Here is a 20678-nt window from a genome sequence, read left to right as displayed (position 1 = left end):
ATATAGTGTGAACGGAGGAATTCATATGGATCTTAAAGAAAAGGTAAAAAACCTTCCCTCTTCCCCTGGAGTGTATCTTATGAAGGACCCCAGAGCACAGATTATATATGTAGGGAAAGCAAAAAACCTTAAAAATCGTGTGCGGTCTTACTTTCAAAATTCAAAAACCCATCCTAAAAAGATAATAAAGCTAAAAGCAAGCCTAAAGGATTTTGACTATATTCTTACTGACACAGAATTTGAAGCGTTTATGTTAGAATGTAAATTAATCAGTGAAATCAAGCCCATTTTTAATAGAATGATGAAAAATACTCAATCCTATATCTATATTATGATTGAAATGGATGCCGGCTATCATAGAATCAACACTTGTAGCAGTCCTAATAACCCTAACAGTCTTTATTTTGGTCCGTATACAAGCAAACATACTGTCGAAAAGGCGCTCCAAGGTATCAAGGAATTCTATAAGATCTGCTGTAGCAGCCCTTCAAACAAGAACACTCCCTGCTTAAATTATTCCTTAGGTTTATGCCTTGGTATGTGTTTAGGAGGAGATGCACTTGATCGATATAATGAAAACATAACTAAGATTATCGGCTTACTGCATGGCACCGATATGAGCCTGCTTGAAGTTATGGAGCGAAGAATGACAGAGGCTTCTGAAGAATTTGATTTTGAAGTGGCTGCAAAGTATAGAGACACGTTGGATGCCATCCACTCCCTTCTTAATAAAGAAAAAGTGATTGAATTTACGGAAAGTAATAAAAATCTCGCAGTCATTGAGCCCTTAAATGAATATACTTTTAAACTATTCCTAATTAAGAAGAACAAAATACTCTTTTGTGAAAAATATTCATGGTCTGAGAGTGTGTCTATAAGAGAAACAATCAAGACCAATATTTTAACCATTTTTAAAACTACAGAAGTTAATTCAACAAAAAAAGTCAGCAGAGATGAAATTGATGCCGCGCAGATTATCTATAGTTATTTGAAAGGGAGCAACAGCAGTTATATCGTCATTTCTGAACAATTGCTTGATACTAAAAACACAGCTGAATTATACGATGAGATAAACAGATTAATGCAAAAGCTATACGATTAATTGATAAATTAAAAATCTCTCATTAGAATTATGTTCATAGAAGTAAGGCAAAGTGATTTCTTTTTTCAATTCAAAAGAGGTATCGTTTTCTAAATAATAAATATAATCTTCTGATGGGTAATATAAAATCAATTCAATATTACGCTCGGATTTTTCCACCGATAGCAATATATTATTAATGGTTTTCATAAAAATTTGGATCGAAAACGGATTAAAAAAGTAAAATCGATTGTCATTAGGGTTTATTTGGTATTCTTCCGCCAAACCGCAATAAAAATCAATATTGCTATTTCTCGTGTCGGTTTTCTTTAAATAACTAGTTCGATTTTCAATTGCTTCCTGATAGAAATCCTCATTCATTTCAACGCCGACAACCATTGCATTAAATAGATAATGAATAAAAAAGTTTAACCGCCCTTTGCCACACCCAAAGTCAACTATTCGATCACGGCTAGTTAATTTATAGTTGTTAAATAATTCTTCGAGGGCGCTATATGGTGTTGGCTCATAACGATGGTAGTGAAAGGACTTATTAAATCCCTCTTGGTCCCCTCCCGTTTTTATCCCCATTAATTTATCATAATAATATTCTTTCATTGAAAACTCATAACTCCTATCCGAAAGAGTTCATCCCCCACTTTTCGTGAGGGATTCTTTTCAGGCTACTTTAATTGCTTTGCCAAAAGGAACCCTTGGCAAAATAGCTCCAGGTACAAGCCAAATCATTTCATAACTAACATCTTCTATGTCTTCTGAAATAAAGCCGGTTACATCGGTAATATAAAATAGTGTATCGATATTTTCTTCTTTTGCCCACTCAAGCACCAAGGTATACGAAGATTTCCCATGTGTATAGTATTTAATTGTATCACTTTTGACAGGTGATGTACTTCTAATTTTAAAATCCGCTTGCACCAAAATGGTGTCTGGCTTTAATTGTTCAAACAGTTTTACTATGTTATTGATTAATATGCTTGGGGCTTCATTCGTGGAAGTGTCTACAGCTAACGCAACCTTTTTATCTTGACGCTGTTGAATCATTGAAAGTATCGTTTTGTGCCATTTCAACACGACCAACTCCTTTGGAATGTATAAGTGAACCATATTATTTTGGTTTATAAAGAAAAGGTTTATGTTTGGATAATTGCGGTAATCAGAATAACAATAGAAACGTATGCAAGTAAAAAAGAAATGCTCATCTTGGTCTATTCACAGATGAGCACTAAATTTTACTATTCCTTGATTTCATTGAGTTCATCAATCAGTTGTTTGGTTCGTTTCGCATTTCCTTCGGCAAAGTTTTCAAGGCGTTCCTTTAGTTCATCATCATCATGAATTCGCTCTGCCGTTATTAGATATGTCCGCATTAAATTTTCTTCCGTTTCGATTGAATCTTCAAGAACGTCTTTAAGTTTCTCCTTTTCTTCTCCATTTTTACCATTAAACAAATTTATACCCATTGGAAAACCCTCCTTTTCATCTTTATCTTTCTCTTTTCCATTCCAGATATCCAGCCTAGTTAACATATTCAAACTTGCCACACTTAATTAAATCGTGTAAGATTAAATCGTAGGCGATTCAATCTAAAAAATTCCATAGTAAAAACCAAGGGGGAGACTCAATTGACAACGATTTATGATTTTAGTGTAAAGATGACTAATGGTGAGGAAAAATCATTAATGGATTATGAAGGCAAGCCTTTACTTATTGTGAATACTGCAAGTAAATGTGGGTTAACACCTCAATTCAAAGGACTTCAAGAATTATATGAAAAGTTTAATGAGAATGGTTTAGAGATTTTAGGTTTCCCTTGTGATCAATTCAATAATCAAGAATTTGATAATATTGAAGAGACAACACAGTTCTGCCAATTAAACTACGGGGTAACCTTTCCAATATTCGCTAAAATTGATGTAAATGGCAATAATACTGATCCCCTATTTACTTATTTAAAGAACCAGAAACCAGGTGCTCTTACAAAAAATATAAAATGGAATTTCACAAAATTTCTAGTCGACTCTAGGGGTCAGGTGATCGAACGGTATGCCCCCACGACTGAACCAAGCAGAATTGAGAAGGATATAAAAAGATTATTTTCATAATTATTTTAAAGTAAGGTGATTATCTTGGAAGACTTCATGTTATTAAAAAACCAACTATGCTTTGCCGTTTATGAAACAGCAAGTGAATTCAATAAGTTATATTCCAGCACACTTCAACCTTATGGATTAACCTATCCTCAATACTTAGTTCTATTAGCATTATGGGAAAAAGATGGTGTAACGGTTAAAGAAATAGGAGAAAAATTGAGTTTAGGTACAGGAACATTGACTCCCATGCTATCAAGAATGGAAGCAAACGGATGGCTTAGAAAAGAACGTTCAAAGGCAGATGAAAGAAAAGTCTATATCCATTTACAAAAGAAAGCACTGGAAGAAAAACAAGCTATTACAAAAACAGTTGGTGAAGAAATACAATCCTGTAATATTGAACTCGAGGAATATAAACAATTAATGGTGCGATTGAATCAATTGCATAGTAAGTTGAAAGAACGGGAACATTAACCTTACAACATGGTTTAAAAATACTTCCATTCACAAAAACAACACTTTTTTTCAAGTGTTGTTTTTTAGTATTATTTAATTGAAGATATTTTTCGTATGGTCGGTTGGTCTTTGATCGCCTGTGCTGGAAATTGATAGACAGATGGATTCCGTATACAGAGCTGCTCCCACGCGTCAACACAGTGAGGGTCAAAATATGGGTTCCCATATTTTCTATAATGTACTTCATTGCTTCCCCATGTGTCCATGATTTACGGTAAGAACGTTCTGAAGTCAGTGCATCATATACGTCTACAACTGCCACTATTCTTGCAAAGTATGGGATGTTGGTCCCTTTTAATCTGTCTGGATATCCGCTAAACTGTTCACTAAAAACCCGATTGCTATAATTTGCGATCGGGTATCTGTCTTTATTATAAAAAAAGAAATGACGCTAACGATTTACCTTTTAGGTAAGGACACCCATGTGCTTTCAAGCCATGTATCAAAGTCAGCACCCTTATCACCTTCGTAAGTATCATATACATCAAGTCTCATCTTCTGTATCTTCTCTTTGAACTCTTCATAGCTATGATCTTCAGGTAAACTCTTCTTAATTCTTACCAAGATTTTCGTTATATCTTTAATCAAGTCACCTTTTTTTCTTTGCGGTAATTGAACATCTTCCCCTAATTTTTTCAACTGACGGAATGCAGCTTCTTGAATCTTATATACGGAATCATTATTCATTACACGCATTAATATATCGACAATATGTTTGTTCTTCCACTTTCCTAACTCTTCAACAGCATCTAAACGTTCCCTCCAATTAGATGTTCGACTAGCCTGCTTTTTTAATTCCTCATAATTTTCAGGTAACGTATTTTTTTCTTCAGTTTTTTTCAAATAATCCAATCTCCTTCTCTTCATATATAATTCGACCATACCTTATACAAGATTTGAGTGTAATATTTATAATGATTGATGTCAATTTACACTTTAATAAACTGAAAAAACAGTAGGTAGGTTATGTCCAGTTTAAAAAAAGCAAGTAGACTTGTCCAAACTTAGACTTTGTCTACTTGCTATTGCCTCCATGACTGGAGATCTATAAACTGTATCTAACCATTGGATTATTAAACAATCCCCGTTACCAAATATACTAAAATGATAAAGAAAGCAGCGATTGTTTTAATAATGGTAACAGCGAAAATGTCACGGTAGGACTGCTTATGTGTTAAGCCTGTGATCGCAAGCAACGTAATGACGGCCCCGTTATGTGGAAGTGTATCCATACCCCCTGAAGCCATGGAAATTACGCGGTGCATTACTTCAAGCGGGATACCGAATTGAGTTGCTAGTTCAATATATTTATCTGCCATAATCCCAAGTGAAATGGCGATACCAGCCGATGCGGAACCAGAAATAGCAGATAGAACATTGGTTGTAACTGCCCCATTTAATAGAGGATTCGTAAATAATTTAGCAATTCCATCTCTCGCCATCGTAAAACCAGGAAGGTTTGAAATTACCGCCCCAAAACCATATTCTGTTGCAGAGTTCATGATGGCTAATAATGCACCAGCAATACCCAGATTCATGCCATCCTTGAAGTTCATAACAACGGGTTTACGATTGTATAAAATGGTCGTAAGAATACCGACAATAAGAGCAATTTCAACTGACCAAATACCCACAACCTGGGAAGTTTCAACATTTGGAAAATTTAAGCCAATCTTAGAAAAATCAAAGCCGTTAGGATACCATTTTGGAATCCATGTGGTTAGCACTTTATTTAAGACACCGACAAGGACTACTGGAACAAATGCCAAGATTTTACGGGCTATACTTTCATTTTGGTCTAAATCAATGTCGATCTGTTTTTCTTTGATTGTGCCGAAACTAAAATAGCCTTCGCCCGCTTTTTCTGCCTTTTTACGACGTGAATTTAAATAGAGCATCCCAAGTATGAAGATAAAAATTGCCCCAATTATTCCAAGAGTAGGCGCGGCGTAAAGATCTGTTTTGAAAAATGTAGTTGGGATAACGTTTTGCACCTGAGGTGAACCAGGAAGTGCGTCCATCGTAAAGGTAAATGAACCAAGTGCAATCGTCCCTGGAATCAATCGTTTCGGAATATCTGACTGTCTGAATAAATGCGCTGCAAATGGATAAACAGCAAAAGCAACAACGACTAAACTTATGCCACTGTATGTTAGAATCGCACACAATAAAACGATAACTAACATTGCACGTTTACGTCCTACTAACTGAATAAGGGTAGATGCAATTGAACGGGCTAATCCTGACATTTCTACCACTTTACCGAAAATAGCCCCTAATAGGAAAATTGGAAAGTATAGTTTAATATATTCAACCATTTTCCCCATAAATACGTTGGAGAAAAACGGAAGAACCCAATCTGGGTCTGTTAAAAAGACGGCGAATAATGCACATAACGGTGCAAACATGATAACTGAAAATCCCCGGTATGCAATAAACATTAACATTCCGAGTGCTAATAATATAATAACTAATTCCATAAAATTTCTCCTCTATTCCTAGGATGTAAATTCCAACTAAGATGAAATTAAGACGGTGATCTATCTCTTCTTAAAGGTAAAACGCTTACACAAGCAGTGAACATTTTAAAATAAAATTAAAATCATTCCGATATAAGGTAGTCGATGGAGGTGGGAACAGTTTAGTCCCCTCTTCCATCAACTCTATTAATTTTTTAATGTTCTATAAATCTATTTGTAATGGGTTATAACTATTAGGCCAAGACTATTTTTGACTTGCTTTTAGCAATCTCTGCAGCCACTTCAACAATCATATCCTCTTGACCGCCAACTACTTTACGCTTTCCTAGTTCAATTAAAATATCACGTGAATCCACACCAAATTTTGCAGCTGCACGTTTTGCATGAAGAGCAAAGCTAGAATATACACCAGCATATCCGAGTGTTAGGCTGTCTTTTGTGATTTCTTGTGGTACTTGTAAAAGTGGTGCCACAATGTCCTCAGCTAAGTCCATCATTTTATATAAATCTACCCCTGTTTTAATACCCATCCGTTCGCAAACTGCTACAAGTACTTCTGTTTGTGTATTACCGGCACCAGCACCAAGGCAACGAACACTGCCATCAATACGAGTAGCACCTTCTTCGATTGCGGCAAGTGTATTGGCCATCGCTAAAGATAAATTGTTATGACCATGGAAACCAACATTAACGCCAATGGATTGTTTAAGAGCACGAATACGTTCGCGAACTTGGTCTGGAAGTAAGTAACCTGCAGAGTCAACAACGTATACTGAATCTGCTCCATAGCTTTCCATTAATTTAGCCTGTTCTACTAATTTAGCAACAGGTGCCATATGGTTCATCATTAAGAATCCAACTGTTTCCATCCCTAATTCTTTTGCGTAGGCAATGTGTTGTGGTGCCACATCTGCTTCTGTTACATGTGTTGCAATACGAGCCATTTTTGCTCCTAAATTAGCTGCTTCTTTTAATTCATGTAAAGTACCGATTCCTGGTAAAAGCAACACAGCAATTTTGGATTTGTCGGCAACAGAAACGGCTGCTTCGATTAATTCCATTTCATTTGTACGGGAAAGTCCATATTGTAAAGAAGATCCTGCTAAACCGTCTCCATGTGATACTTCGATATAAGGAACATTTGCGTCATTTAATGCCTTTGCAACCTTAAGTACTTGTTCAACTGTAAATTGATGATTGATCGCATGGCTTCCATCGCGTAATGCTACCTCTGTGATAAGAATATCTCTTTCATTTGTCATTATTTTTTACCCCTTTCTACAGTTCAAACTGTTTCTTTCGTTAATAATTTTTTAGCAAACGCTTCGGCAATTTTAACACCGGCAGATGTCATGATATCTAAGTTTCCTGCGTATTTAGGAAGGTAATCACCAGCACCTTCTACTTCAAGGAAGATGGTTACTTTATTTCCTTCAAAAATTGGTTCTGTGCGGAGTCGATAGCCTGGAACATAGGATTGAACAACCTTAGTCATTTCCTCAATCGATTTCCTGATCGCTTGTTCATCCATTTTTCCATCCTCAACAAGTGTATAAACGGTATCACGCATCATAATTGGCGGTTCAGCAGGGTTTAGGATCATTATCGCTTTTCCTTTTTTAGCACCACCAACGTCAGCAATTGCACGTGAAGTTGTCTCCGTAAATTCATCGATATTTGCACGTGTTCCAGGGCCAGCACTTAAGCTCGCAATCGTTGCAACGATTTCTGCATATTCTACTGGAGCTACTCGGTTAACTGCATGAACCATTGGAATGGTTGCTTGACCACCACAGGTAATTAAATTGATATTATCTTTATCTAAATGTTCATCAATATTTACAGCAGCACATACATATGGGCCTACAGCTGCAGGGGTCATGTCAATTACTTTTATTCCTGCTTCTTTTAACACTTTTGCATTATAAAGATGAGCTTTGGCTGAAGTTGCATCAAAAACGATGTCTGCTTCTAGTGTTGGGTCTGCAAGAAAACCATCGATTCCCGTATCAACCCCAGCATAACCTAATTCTCTAGCACGGCGTAATCCGTCTGATTGCGGGTCAATCCCAATCACAGCTGTTAGCTCTAAATATTCAGAGCGTCCCAGTTTGACCATTAAATCTGTACCAATGTTCCCTGAGCCAAGAACGGCAACTTTTACTTTTGACAAAATAATTCTCCTCCTAAAAATTAATGTGTTTATTTCTCTCTTTGTCTTTCTATCAGGTATTTTTACCTTTATAGCCTAAACAACTTGAAATCTCTGCTGCAGCACTTTTAATTCCTGCTATCACCTTAGGCAGCCGATTTTCATCAAGCCTCATTTTAGGTGCAGCACAACTTATTGAAGCGATTACATTTCCTTGATGATTAAATATCGGCGCAGCTATACATTTAAGCCCTAACTCAATTTCCTCATCATCGACCGCATAGCCTTGCTCACGGATGGAATGTAAATGGTCTTTTATTTCCTCAATATTTGTCATCGTGTGCTTTGTAAATGATTCCAAATTGATAGATGATAATATTCTGTTAACATCGTTTTCATTAAGGTTGGCAAGTATTGCCTTTCCCACACCCGTACTATGAAAAGGAGCTCTTTTTCCAATATGCGAATAAATAGTAAGGGCACTTTGACCTTCTACTTTTTCAATGTAAATAACTTCATCTCGCTGTAACGAAACTAAGTGAACAGTTTCATTTAGTTCATCCACTAAATCTCTAATAATGGGCCTTGCAATTTTCCCAATATCGAAATGTTTTCCGACAAAATTCCCAAGTTCAAAAAGCTTGATCCCAGGCTTATATTTCAAATCCTCAGGATTTTGTTGAAGAAATCCTCTATGTTCCAAGGTCTTGATAATACCGTGGACAGTACTTTTTGATAAATTTAAATTCTCACTAATCTCTTTGATACTTAGTTCTGGTTTAGTAACCAAAAATAATTCTAGGATATCAGCGGCTCTTTCAACCGACTGAATTAAACGTTCTGACACAACCATCCTCCTCATATTCGACATTATCGAACGACGTTCGCGTTTCTTAAGGACAATCTAATAATAACTCTCGTTCATTATTCTGTCAATATTTTTAATAATTTAGCTGTTTTTTTAATTTACGTTGAAAATATAAAAAAAGGAGCCTGATTTCATAGAAATCAGACTCCTTTTTAAATAATCTCAAATTGTTTAAAACCTGTTGTATCTGGGATAAAATCTAACGTTTTATTATTGAAATAATGGCACTCACCATTGTCAATAATGAAATGCAACTCATCCTTAGTGATTTCTGCATCATTTGGCTGAATCGTTTCTTCCAAGGTCAATTTCACTTTCATAAAACAACTTTTACGCATTTGCAGCCGGATAAATTGTTTTGAAGCTGCTAGTTTCAACCTATTTTTTAGTTCTGTTTTGGCATTTTCAGTTAATATAAACACGCGATCATCCTCATACCTTAATTTCCTAAAAAGAGATTTAATTAATGATTATCATGTACCACAAAAGGTTTGGTAAGGCTGGGTTGATTGCTCAGGAAGCGTGCAGTATTCCGCCTGTTCTGGGGAGTGCGCATAAGGGCTTGAAAGTACATCAAGCAACCGCTCCATTACGCTGTAGTCTTCTTGATTCACGGCAGCGTCTAGTGCTGCCTCCACCCGGTGGTTACGAGGGATTACCGCAGGATTGCTATTACGCATCAACTGGTGTGAGGAGTCTTTCGATTCCTGCTGTCTATTTAGACGTGCTTGCCATTGCTCATACCACTGCTTAAATTCTGAAGTCTTCACTAAGTCTATATCCTCCGGCTTATCAAAAGTTAATGCTCGGAAGGTATTGGTATAGTCCACCTTATACTTCTGCATCATAGTTAAAAGATTTTCAACAAGAGATTCATCCTGTTCTTCCTCGTTGAATATACCGAGTTTGGCTCTCATTCCAGCCAGCCAATTACCCCGGAACAACTCCATAAAATGTGAAATCTCATCCTGAGCCAGTTGGACAGCCTGTTCTTGATTGTCATGTAAGAGCGGCAAAAGAGTTTCTGCCAATCGAGCGAGATTCCAACCGGCAATATACGGCTGATTGCCATAAGCATAACGTCCTTGCCTATCAATAGAACTAAATACTGTTGCAGGATCATAGGTATCCATAAAAGCACACGGACCATAATCAATCGTTTCTCCGCTAATGGTCATGTTGTCGGTGTTCATAACCCCGTGGATAAAGCCAACCAACTGCCATTTCGCTACTAGCGCTGCCTGACGTTTGATCACTTCCTGTAGCAGCGATAGATATCGTCTCTCATCTGTTTCAACGTGAGGATAATGGCGTTTTAGTGTATAGTCTGCTAATACCCGGAGCTCCTCAACTGTGCCCCATTTTGCAACGTATTGAAAGGTACCAACGCGCAGATGGCTGGCTGCCACACGAGTCAGAATTGCTCCTGGCAGGGCGGTTTCGCGGAGTACTGCCTCCCCGGTTGTCACAACTGCTAGACTTCGGGTGGTTGGTATCCCTAGCGCATCCATTGCTTCGCTGATGATGTATTCACGCAGCATCGGTCCAAGCCCCGCTCGACCATCGCCTCCGCGGGAATACGGTGTTCTACCTGGACCCTTAAGTTGAATATCAAACCGTTCACCTTTCGGGGTGATTTGTTCACCAAGCAAGATGGCCCGTCCATCCCCTAATTTCGTGAAATGCCCAAATTGATGCCCTGCATATGCTTGGGCAAGCGGCATTGCCCCCTCAGGTATCCGGTTGCCAGCAAATACTGCTCCGCCATTTTCGCTCTCGAGCTCCTGTATATTCAAGCCAAGGGAGGTTGCCAGCCTGTTATTTAGAATAATCAACTTGGGTGAACGGACAGGTGTTGGGTCGGTCCTGGTAAAAAATGAGTCTGGCAGTCGGGCATAACTGTTATCTAAGTTCCAGCCTAGTTCATTAATTTCTTTAGCCATCGTATCCCCTTTTCTTTTTTTGTCTTTTTAAACTTACTTTACACAAATATTATAGGAATTCTAAAATACTGTGTTATTAAATTACCCTATATTTTAAAGCTAAACCTTTTAAGAAATTCCTAGCGTATTTATCCCCGCACTCTTTATAATTCTTATGTCCTTCTTTTCTTAATAAAGCGCCGAGTTCTCCTTTTGTTACTGTTATTCCTGCATTTTCGAATATTTCCAGCATATCCTCCGTAGTTAAGGCCAGCGCTATTTTTACTTTCTTCAACAGGAGATTATTAACGTTTGCGCTTTTCTTTATTGACGGTTCCGGTGTTTCCGACTGTCCTGGTTTGGTCTCTTGTTTCCCTCTTTTAAAAAAAATAAGTCCATTTAAAAATGAATCTAACATACTGTTATTACATTTTATTTGATCGTCATATTCAGCTTCATCATCGGATTTTGTTAGAATCTTTATTACCTCAGGGACTGTTACTTCCACTCCGCCAAGTTTAAATATTTCTGCCATTTCTTTATTTTTTATTTCTAGTGCATATCTCATTCGAATTAATATATCATTATTATCCATCAGTAAGTCTCCCTTTAAAATTGATGTTCCCATTTTAGACAGTCATTTTCCAACTTGATAAAGATAGCCAGTTCTCCATTTGCTCATACTCGGGGATTATTTTACCTACAAGGCGCCAAAAAGATCGATCATGATTCAGATGAACCATATGGCACATTTCATGAACGACTACATAATCAATTACCTTCAATGGGGCCATCGCGAGCTTCCAATTGAAGGTTAATTGCTGCCTGGAATCACAGGTTCCCCAGTTCCTGTTATTATCTGAAATACGGATAGACCTTGGTTTAATTTTAAAGTTGCTTTGATAGGAACGAATACTCCTCTCTACTAAGGTTTTACACTGCTGATAATAAAACCGTTTTAAGGCTTGTTTTATTTTCTCATCCTCAAGCTGTTTCACATATATATATAACTTATCCCCTTCTAGCACTACATAGTCTTGCTTGATAGTTATATCTTGAGAAACCTGGATAGGATATTCGTTTCCTAAATAAAGAAAGGTTTCACCATGATCATAGACCTTTACCTTTTGGCCAAGCGTTCTATCCTTCATTTCTGTTGATTTTTGCTGGATCCAATCCCATTTTTCCTCTAATAATTGCAGGATAAGTTCATCGGAGGTCCCTTTAGGAGCCTGGATTTCAACATTTCCATAAACATCGATATAAATGCCCATGGATGTACGATTTTTATAATTTATCTCAAAACTAAGGGTCTGACCTAAATATTTATGTATCATTTAATCACCTTCATTTTATGACAATGGGTAAAATAACAGCAAAAAAAATTAGAGTAAGTATAAATAACCTACTCTAACATGATTTTGCCTATGTTTATTTGAAAAAGCAATTAACTTTTTTTGCAAGGGTCTCACTATTTAAAGTTACATTTCAAAAAATTGTTACTTCTAACGCAATACTCTAGCAGCACTAGAAAATTTAGACGGATTATACGAAGCAATTTTCACAACATCACCCGTTTGCGGAGCATGTATATATTGCCCGCCTCCAATATAAATGCCGACATGATAGGCAGGAGAACCCCTGAATACTAAATCTCCTGGCTGTACTTGACTCGGAGAAATTCTTGTTCCAACATTTTGCTGGTCTCGTGAAACTCTTGGCAGATTAATGCCGACTGAACGAAACACATAGGAAGTGAATCCCGAACAATCAAATCCGCTTGGCGTTGACCCGCCCCAAACGTAAGGAACGCCCAAAAATTGTTTAGCGTACGCAATCATCGCACTTGCCGATCCAGAGTTAGTTGAAATGGCTGCAACTGCCGTTGGTGTAGACTTAGAAGGTCTGCTGCTTTCTGGTGGCTGCTGTTGAGTTTGTTGTTGGGCTTGTTGAGCAGGCTGTCTGGACTCTTGTTGGGCTTGCTGAGCAGGCTGTCTGGACTCTTGTTGGGCTTGCTGAGCGCGTTCTTGGGCTTGTTGTTGTGCAGCAAGCTGTCGGGCTTGTTCAGCCTTTTGTTGTGCCAGTTGAGCCTGTTGGTTTTGTAATGTGTTTTTCGCCTCAGCTATTCCTTTTTCAACTTCTTTTTTATCTTCTTCAATCATTTTTTGTTCAGAAGCTAATTCAACCTGGCTCTTTTTTAATTGGTCAAACTCATTATGTAATTTTTCCTCTGCATTTTCTAACGCTTGTTCTTTATCATTTAAACCGTTCAGTAAGTCTGTGTCAGTTTCCATAATATGCGATATAGCAGTAAAACGAGTTAAAAACTCTGAAATGTTATCAGACGAAAGTAAAAGCTCCGCGTATGTAGCGATTGATTGTTTGCCCTCTAACTGAATGCTTTTTAGACGATCCGAATAGACCTTTTTATGAGCATCTAAGGACTTTTTAGCGTTTTCAATTTCAGCCTCTGTTTTTTCAATTTTTCCTTGTTGTGTTTTAATCTGATCGTTTAGTTTTTGACTTTTCTCCATGGATAAGGAGATCCGGTTGTCTAATTGCTGGATCTTTGTTTCAAAGTCATTGATTTGTACTTTTGTAGTATTGATTTCTTCTAGTGTAACTGGTGAATCTACTGGACTTGCAAAAGTAGGTGTTGCTTGAATCATAGTGGCGAGGATGGCAGCCGATACTGTATATTTAAATAATTTTCTTATCATTTTAAAATCTCCTCTTATTACCTATTGTTAATTCGATTTTTTATATATATTAATAGTTTATCTTCCAAACGGACTAATAACAATGAAACAGTCGATAATGTAATATAATTGTAATTTTATGTAGAATAATCTGATAAAGAGTCGACTCCTGTTCCCTATTTTAGACGGACACCCATCACGGTATTCTAGAGCCTAAACATAAACCTGTATTGTTAAAATAGACCAAAAAAAAGAAACAGGATATTATCCCATTCCAAATTTGCAGCTTCTTAATATCAATTCTTTTAACACTTACATGGCTTGTTTTAATCATTCTAATCTAATTATTTTGCTCAAGGCATTGATAAACCGCCATCATATCTCGTTTATTTAACTCACGAATACGATTAAAAATTGAAATATCAGCGACAGCTTCTATATATAAACTTTCATCAACAACATCACTTACTTTGCCAGTTAACCATGTTATTACTGATATGCCTTCGACCATTTCCTTGCGACCTTCATCATTGATGCCACTTGCACGACAACTCACACATGGTATCGTTAATTTAAACACGCCATCATGGAGATTCTCTTCCGTAATGACTTTCTTCCCTTTACAGAATGGACATGGATAACTTTTATTAATTTTATTAATTTGAGTGACTATTTTTTTGTAACCAAATGCTTCATAAACATACGTTAGTTTTTTGTATTTTCCATTAGTGAAATACTTATTAATGATAGTTTCTCTCGTCTGATTGATATTGGCAAAATCACAGATGGTAATCTCATTATTGATGCTGATGGATTCGATATTGTCTTTAATGCTGTCCCAGAATGGTAAGACATTTTGTAATACCATTTCATACCCAACAAAGCTTGCGAGTTCCAATTCAAACATTTTCAGCGCGACTTGTGTTTCCCTAGGCAGCAGGGAGACATCTTCTGTCAAAGTCATATCGCCGCCAACAATTGATTTTAGCTTTGCGAGTACAGGTAAATCACCGACTATTTGTAACACTTGATCTAGTGGCTGATTAATAATCTCACGAATATCTGTGTCACCAAATGTAAGCTGTTTATGATGATTAAGTACAGTTCCATGACAAATCGGACAGGTAATCTTTTCTTTAGATGCTTTCATTTTCTCTTTAATCACCGATTTCGAAATGACCATATACCCACCAACGATGGTATTAAAGCCTACCCAGGTCCTCTGTGTCTTGCCTGCTTTATCATAGAATGTCTTTTCAAAATATCCGTACCAAAAAATATGCTTTTCTTCTTTTGACATCTCATTGTAGCTTTTCGTCAGATCAAACCCGAGCTCATTCTTAATTTCCTCAAATAGAAACTCTAATTTTGGATATTGATAATATTTTAATACTTCCATCACTTCAGGATAAAATAGGCCATCCCAGAATGGAACGGTTTTGTCCTGAATGACAAGATCTTTATCAAATATTTCAATCTTAAGGCGGCCTGAGCACGAAGGACAATGATTGTCCTGTGAATAGAAATCAAAACTCCTCGTATCTTTATTGGTCGGATGCGCCGCCACAATATGGTTGATCACGCCGCCCATTTCATAGAGAAAACTATATTGGCTATACAAATGTCTTTCAAGATCTATGGCAATGACAGGTGCAATGGTGTCAGATTCGTATTCGCCGTAAATTAAACGGGCCATTGATGATAAGCTTTTTAAGATACCGCCCTTATAGACATTTTCAGCATTCTTAAAATAGTCGATATGATTTTCTTTTAAATAAGTAATGCCATTTTGCGCTTTGAGTGTCGAAGAAATTTGCGATGGAAGCACAACATCTTCCTTATTTTTAAGCTCGTAATATTCGTTATGACTGACAACTTCAAGATGAGTGACAGGTTCAATCTTTCTTTTACCAAAATCAACGATAAAATCAGAGCTTTCTAACATATAGGCATTATGTTCAATCATCATGATAGAGACTGATTCATCTTGCAGAATGACCCTGACACTATCAATGAATTGGTTTAAAATATTTTGTGATAAACCTTTTGAAGGCTCATCAAAAATAAAAAGCGTATGTGGGTTTCTTGAGTTAGCAAACAGCTCCGAAACTAAATGAACACATTGAAATTCTCCAGTCGATAATGTTTGTGTTTTTCTTTCTAATGTCAAATAACCTAGTCCAAGTTTGATTAGTAAGCTCAAACGTTTATGTGCGATGTCTTCATTTGGAAGGTCCTCAATAATGTCTTCAATCGAGCGCTCAAAAATATCATCAATATCTTCACTATATTTTGTGAGTTTCTTTTTGATATCAAGAAAAGTCGCAACGGTTGATCGACTGGTAATCGATTGGTTTCGATCCTGACCAACGATAACCAGTTTATCTTTTGGATAACGCTTCAGAAAATCTTTGGCGATACATTCATTGACTAGCGTAGATTTACCACATCCAGACTCACCCGTAAAGGTGACAAGTCTATTTTTGGGAATCTGAATTTCAGCCATTTGAATATTACGGAAGTAAAGATCTTGAAAATGATAGTATTCTGCTGGCACTGCCTGATTTCGTTCCCAAATGATTGGTTTGGGACGTGGTGATTCTTCTACAATTTCCCCGCCATATTTCCCGCTTCCGGGTCCAAAGAACAATTGCTCATCTGTTGTATCCAGGACTGTGTCAGAATGATCAATGAACCAGATTTGGTTCTTATAGCCTAATTGGTGAATCTGTTCTAAAATTTTCAATAATGTTTGGTGATCAAGACCAACGGAGATTTCATCAATAATAATCACGGTATTTTCACTTGCTGCCATGAATTCTGCCAAGTAAAGACGTGTTATTTCCCCTCCTGACAATGTACCCATGATCCGATTTAAGGTTAAGTAACCAATATTCATTTTGATAATATTTTTAAGAATATGCTGTTTCGCTTCACTAATATGTAAAACTTCTGCTAGAGATAGAATCGATTCAATGCTTAAATTGTTGATATCGGAAATACTATGTGGTTGATCAAATAATTCAATTTTATATAGTTCAACTTCTTGATTATAGCGCTTTCCCTTACACTTTTTACATTCGACATTTTTAGTAGTTCCACGACCCTTACACTCTGGACACCAGCCTAATGCATTATTAAAGGAAAACACTTCCGGAGAAAGATTATATTTTTCAGCAAGACTAACACGAATCTCTGTAAACACGCCAGTATGCGTGCCAATTGTTGAACGTGGATTGGAAGAAATGGATGATCTCCCCAGAAAAAGGACAAGTGGCATTTCTTCCATCTTGATAGCACTAAAATTGGTTTCCATAATGTTAGGAAATAAATACTGATATTCAGCCTTTGGCAATAAGGAAACGAGACGCTTCTTGGATTCTTCACCAATGGTTTGACAAAAAGTTGTTTTGCCAGATCCAGACAAACCGGCAATTCCTAACGATTGATCAGCTAGAAGTGCTGCATCTAATTTGTTAATATTGTTCGCGATTAATTGATTTATTTTCATAGCTTTCTCCTCTCCATTCTCTAAATCTAGTATTGCCATGCTAGCACAACTTCAAATGAATTTGTTGTCTTATTTTTTGAAAAAACAAACGACTCAGTCCTATACTGAGCCGTTTGATCTTACATTTCTTCTAATAATTTTTTCAGTTCTTCGCCCATGTTCGCCCAACCATATTTCGCACCATTGAACGCTTGATCTTCTTTTTCGAATCCTGCTTGTTCAAGATGTAAGTAGGTTGTGCCATCCTCTTCCTTCAATGTCCATGTGACAGTAGTGTTTATCGGACCACCTATCCATGTGTAAGATAACTTATTAGGCTCGTCCACTACTAATACTTCACAATCTACAATTAAATTCCACTGCTCATTTCGGAATTGACATTTATGTCCTACGATTGGCTTGAAGTCATTTTTCATTATCCATTTTGCAAGAGTATCCGAATCTGTTAATGCGTTCCACACCTTATTGATTGAACTTGTAAACTGAAAATCTAATGATACATCTGCCATTATTTATTCCTCCGATAATAAATTTTTTAAGAGAATCACCTTTTCCTTCCAAAATTTCTCGTAAAAGGATACCCAATCTTTAATTTCCTGTAGCGGAGCCGCATTTAGTCGATACCTTGTTTCTCTACCAACTTTACGGTCAGCAACTAGGCCCGCTTCTTTAAGAATAGCCAAATGTTTAGAGACAGCAGTACGCCCCATTTGAAATTGAGCAGTTAATTCGTGAAGAGGTAACTCTTCTGCCTCCGCCAACAAACCTAACAATTTACGTCTTGTTGGGTCAGCGATGGCTGCATAAACATCACGCTCTTGATTTTTCTCGCTCAAAATCACCCCCCCTTTTTAAATAGGACACTAATTGGTGTCCCGTCAAATTTTATTTTAGTCATAAGTTAATCGTTCAATTCATTTGTTATCATATCTTTATTCATATTCAATACAGTTTTGATAATCCCTTACAGGAAACGTAAAAAGGCAACTCCCAAAAATGGGTTAGTTGCCTTTCTTAATAATGGGTTGTCCCTTCACAGGGCAGCGTTTCACAGCAAAATTTAGACCCTTAGTGAGCCACGGAAACCCCTTGCAGCATAGTAGGATTCTGCTCCATTGTGGTACACAAAAACAGTATCGTAGCGACGATCACAAAAGATGGCCCCACCGAGTTTTCTAATATTATCAGGTGTTTTCACCCAGCTCGATGTTTTAGTATCGAAATTTCCAAGTCTCTGCATCTCCCGGTATTGTTCTTCCGTTAAAATCTCAATACCCATGTCAGCAGCCATTTCTATAGCGTTGTTTTTTGGTTTGTGTTCTTTCCTTGACTCCAGCGCTTCACGATCGAAACAAACACTTCTGCGGCCTTTAGGACTTTCCACTGAACAATCATAAAAAATGTATTCGCCCGCCTTTTTATCATGATCGATAACATCCGGTTCACCGCCTGTTCTTTCCATTTCATAAAGAGACCACAGTTTTTCAGTATTAGTTTCTAGCTTTGCTTGTACATTAGCCCATTCAAGTCCTTTATGGCGATTCATGTTTTTCTCAAAACGGGCTTTCAATGTTCTAAGTATTTCTTCATGTTGTTCTGGTGACAACTTCCTTTTTTCATTATTCATACTAAACCTCTTCCTATATTATATTGATTGATTTGCGGTGCCTCACGCCCCTAAAATGGGTGTATTTTGTCGATTAATAAAAAGGATATTAACAAGATTAATGAATCCTGTTCTCTTCACACAAGTCAAATTACCATCTAAGAAAACCAAATGCTTTTAATCATAATAAAATTTTAATTTAATTTCATTCTACAGCATTTTATACAACCAAACAAAAACACCTGCATTTTTCTGCAGATGCTCTATGATGGATATTATTTATTTTTTCCAATCCTTAATCAGCCATATATAGCACACAAACACATTCAACATGTGCTGTATGCGGGAACATATCCACTGGTTGGATATATTTTACTTCATATTTCGCGCTTAAGTTCTGAATGTCCTTAGCCAAAGTTGAAGGATTACATGAGATGTATATCAACTTTTTTGGTTCCGCCTGAAGGATGGTTTGGATGAGCTGCCCCTCTAGGCCTGTTCTAGGTGGATCGACTACAATGACATCTGGCTTCCAACCCTTTTTGACCCATTTAGGAAGGACCTCTTCTGCCTTGCCAGGCACGTATTTAGTATTGGTAAATCCGTGGCGCTTTGCGTTTTTCTTCGCATCCTCAATCGATTCCGTGATGACGTCCATCCCACGGACTTCAGCTGCCTGGTCTGCAAGCCATAACCCAATTGTTCCCACACCACAATAGGCATCGAGGACTTTTTCTTGGCCAGTTAGAGCCGCTGCTTTTTTCACTTCATTATAAAGTTTTACTGTCTGCACAGGATTTAACTGGAAGAAGGTCCTTGCCGATAGCTCGAATTGTAAGTCTCCCAAGGTTTCTTGGATAAAATCTTCACCAGCTAATGGCAAGGTTTCATCGCCAAAAATTAGTGACGTTTTTTGTCCATTTATATTCTGCACAATTGATTTTACATTCGGAAGACGCTTTTGGATTTCCTGAATGATGACTTCCACTTTCGGCAATTCTTTTTGTGTAGTTATTAGAACTATTTGCAGTTCCCCTGTTTGAATGCCGACACGAGTAACAATGGTTCGAATAATACCTTTTCTAGATTTTTCATTATAAATCGGAATTTTTAATTCCTCTAAAATCCGCTTCACTTCAGAGGTTGCCTCATTTGTTTGTGCATGCTGCACAGCACATTCGTCAATGTTAATCAATTGATGGGAATTAAGGCCATAAAGTCCGGCGAGTACCTTTCCATCGATTGCCTTGACTTGAAAACTGCTCTTGTTTCTATATCCCCATGGGTCTTCCATCCCAATTGTTTCACGAATTTCGAGCTTGTTGATGTCAACTTTGGTATGGCGCTCCAATGATTGAATGATGATATCACGTTTTTCCTTAAGCTGTTGGTCGTATTTCAAATGCTGTAGCTGGCATCCACCGCATTGATCATACACCGGGCAAAGCGGCAGTACACGATGCGGGGATTTAATCCGGATTTTTTTGATTTTTGCCTCAGCAAATTTAGGGTTAATCTTCGTTGCCTCTACCACAACTTCTTCACCTGGAAGGGCTCCCGGCACAAAGACAACCTGCTTTTTAAAATAGCCCACGCCTTCCCCATTAATGCCGAGCCTTTTGATAGTCAGCGGAAAGGTTTGATTTAGTTCGATTTTGATATTTTGATCAGTTTTCATCTATTTCACTCCAAATTATTCCATAAATTCATATAGATAGTTTCATTTTAATTT

Annotated in this window: 22 protein-coding genes; 3 read left to right on the top strand and 19 right to left on the bottom strand. The window is 37.2% G+C overall.

Annotation, left to right across the window (positions count from 1 at the left end; genetic code table 11):
- The first annotated feature begins 25 nt into the window (after positions 1-25).
- Positions 26-1102: a UvrB/UvrC motif-containing protein gene (locus J7E63_RS11585; protein ID WP_215012201.1), complete on the top strand. Its 1077-nt coding sequence runs from the start codon at positions 26-28 to the stop codon at positions 1100-1102.
- On the opposite strand, the gene J7E63_RS11580 is transcribed toward J7E63_RS11585, so the two are convergent.
- The 3 genes from J7E63_RS11580 to J7E63_RS11570 all read right to left on the bottom strand — a co-directional run bounded on the left by J7E63_RS11580 (position 1091) and on the right by J7E63_RS11570 (position 2562).
- Complete coding sequence (locus J7E63_RS11580) at positions 1091-1699, bottom strand: methyltransferase (RefSeq protein WP_215012195.1); 609 nt, start codon at positions 1697-1699, stop codon at positions 1091-1093. The genes J7E63_RS11585 and J7E63_RS11580 overlap by 12 nt on opposite strands.
- Positions 1700-1759: 60 nt before the next feature.
- Positions 1760-2143 (bottom strand): vWA domain-containing protein, encoded by a 384-nt coding sequence (locus tag J7E63_RS11575; protein WP_374193723.1) that lies wholly within the window; start codon positions 2141-2143, stop codon positions 1760-1762.
- A 191-nt stretch (positions 2144-2334) separates the two neighbouring features.
- Positions 2335-2562: a hypothetical protein gene (locus J7E63_RS11570; protein WP_215012191.1), complete on the bottom strand. Its 228-nt coding sequence runs from the start codon at positions 2560-2562 to the stop codon at positions 2335-2337.
- 162 nt (positions 2563-2724) lie between these two features.
- On the opposite strand from J7E63_RS11570, the gene J7E63_RS11565 reads away from it, so the two are divergent.
- Positions 2725-3204 carry a glutathione peroxidase gene (locus tag J7E63_RS11565; RefSeq protein ID WP_215012189.1) on the top strand — a complete coding sequence of 160 codons (480 nt, stop codon included), beginning with the start codon at positions 2725-2727 and terminating at the stop codon, positions 3202-3204.
- 36 nt (positions 3205-3240) lie between these two features.
- On the top strand, positions 3241-3666 hold the full coding sequence (locus J7E63_RS11560; protein WP_251033495.1) for a MarR family winged helix-turn-helix transcriptional regulator: 426 nt from the start codon (positions 3241-3243) through the stop codon (positions 3664-3666).
- On the opposite strand, the gene J7E63_RS30495 is transcribed toward J7E63_RS11560, so the two are convergent.
- The 16 genes from J7E63_RS30495 to rlmD all read right to left on the bottom strand — a co-directional run bounded on the left by J7E63_RS30495 (position 3551) and on the right by rlmD (position 20624).
- The gene (locus J7E63_RS30495) at positions 3551-3970 is read right to left on the bottom strand and encodes a hypothetical protein (RefSeq protein WP_374193721.1); all 420 of its coding nucleotides are present in this window, start codon (positions 3968-3970) and stop codon (positions 3551-3553) included. The two genes, J7E63_RS11560 and J7E63_RS30495, sit on opposite strands and share 116 nt — an antisense overlap.
- Positions 3971-4107: 137 nt before the next feature.
- Complete coding sequence (locus J7E63_RS11555; RefSeq protein ID WP_251026732.1) at positions 4108-4551, bottom strand: HEAT repeat domain-containing protein; 444 nt, start codon at positions 4549-4551, stop codon at positions 4108-4110.
- 230 nt (positions 4552-4781) lie between these two features.
- Positions 4782-6188 carry a GntP family permease gene (locus tag J7E63_RS11550; RefSeq protein ID WP_215012187.1) on the bottom strand — a complete coding sequence of 469 codons (1407 nt, stop codon included), beginning with the start codon at positions 6186-6188 and terminating at the stop codon, positions 4782-4784.
- A gap of 233 nt (positions 6189-6421) precedes the next feature.
- Positions 6422-7450 carry a 4-hydroxy-2-oxovalerate aldolase gene (dmpG, locus tag J7E63_RS11545; protein ID WP_215012178.1) on the bottom strand — a complete coding sequence of 343 codons (1029 nt, stop codon included), beginning with the start codon at positions 7448-7450 and terminating at the stop codon, positions 6422-6424.
- Positions 7451-7473: 23 nt separating this feature from the next.
- Positions 7474-8361, bottom strand: coding sequence for an acetaldehyde dehydrogenase (acetylating) (locus J7E63_RS11540; RefSeq protein WP_215012172.1), 888 nt, complete (start codon positions 8359-8361; stop codon positions 7474-7476).
- A gap of 52 nt (positions 8362-8413) precedes the next feature.
- Positions 8414-9187, bottom strand: coding sequence for an IclR family transcriptional regulator (locus tag J7E63_RS11535; protein WP_215012171.1), 774 nt, complete (start codon positions 9185-9187; stop codon positions 8414-8416).
- Between the two features lie 173 nt (positions 9188-9360).
- The gene (locus tag J7E63_RS11530) at positions 9361-9630 is read right to left on the bottom strand and encodes an iron-sulfur cluster biosynthesis family protein (RefSeq protein WP_215012169.1); all 270 of its coding nucleotides are present in this window, start codon (positions 9628-9630) and stop codon (positions 9361-9363) included.
- Positions 9631-9681: 51 nt separating this feature from the next.
- On the bottom strand, positions 9682-11151 hold the full coding sequence (locus J7E63_RS11525) for a protein adenylyltransferase SelO (protein WP_215012167.1): 1470 nt from the start codon (positions 11149-11151) through the stop codon (positions 9682-9684).
- Between the two features lie 76 nt (positions 11152-11227).
- Positions 11228-11725: a YehS family protein gene (locus J7E63_RS11520; protein WP_215012165.1), complete on the bottom strand. Its 498-nt coding sequence runs from the start codon at positions 11723-11725 to the stop codon at positions 11228-11230.
- 34 nt (positions 11726-11759) lie between these two features.
- The gene (locus J7E63_RS11515) at positions 11760-12467 is read right to left on the bottom strand and encodes a M48 family metallopeptidase (RefSeq protein WP_215012163.1); all 708 of its coding nucleotides are present in this window, start codon (positions 12465-12467) and stop codon (positions 11760-11762) included.
- A gap of 168 nt (positions 12468-12635) precedes the next feature.
- The gene (locus tag J7E63_RS11510; protein ID WP_215012161.1) at positions 12636-13850 is read right to left on the bottom strand and encodes a C40 family peptidase; all 1215 of its coding nucleotides are present in this window, start codon (positions 13848-13850) and stop codon (positions 12636-12638) included.
- A 319-nt stretch (positions 13851-14169) separates the two neighbouring features.
- Positions 14170-17340 (bottom strand): ATP-binding cassette domain-containing protein, encoded by a 3171-nt coding sequence (locus J7E63_RS11505; RefSeq protein ID WP_215012154.1) that lies wholly within the window; start codon positions 17338-17340, stop codon positions 14170-14172.
- Between the two features lie 119 nt (positions 17341-17459).
- A complete protein-coding gene (locus J7E63_RS11500; RefSeq protein ID WP_215012149.1) occupies positions 17460-17849 on the bottom strand; it encodes an SRPBCC family protein in 390 nt (129 codons plus the stop codon).
- Positions 17850-17852: 3 nt separating this feature from the next.
- A complete protein-coding gene (locus J7E63_RS11495; RefSeq protein WP_168242256.1) occupies positions 17853-18176 on the bottom strand; it encodes an ArsR/SmtB family transcription factor in 324 nt (107 codons plus the stop codon).
- A gap of 224 nt (positions 18177-18400) precedes the next feature.
- Positions 18401-18967 carry a DUF4256 domain-containing protein gene (locus tag J7E63_RS11490; RefSeq protein ID WP_215012147.1) on the bottom strand — a complete coding sequence of 189 codons (567 nt, stop codon included), beginning with the start codon at positions 18965-18967 and terminating at the stop codon, positions 18401-18403.
- Positions 18968-19241: 274 nt separating this feature from the next.
- Complete coding sequence (rlmD, locus tag J7E63_RS11485; RefSeq protein WP_215012145.1) at positions 19242-20624, bottom strand: 23S rRNA (uracil(1939)-C(5))-methyltransferase RlmD; 1383 nt, start codon at positions 20622-20624, stop codon at positions 19242-19244.
- Positions 20625-20678 lie beyond the last annotated feature (54 nt).

This window comes from Bacillus sp. ISL-75, assembly GCF_018613095.1.
This window is presented reverse-complemented; position numbering and strand designations above follow the sequence as displayed.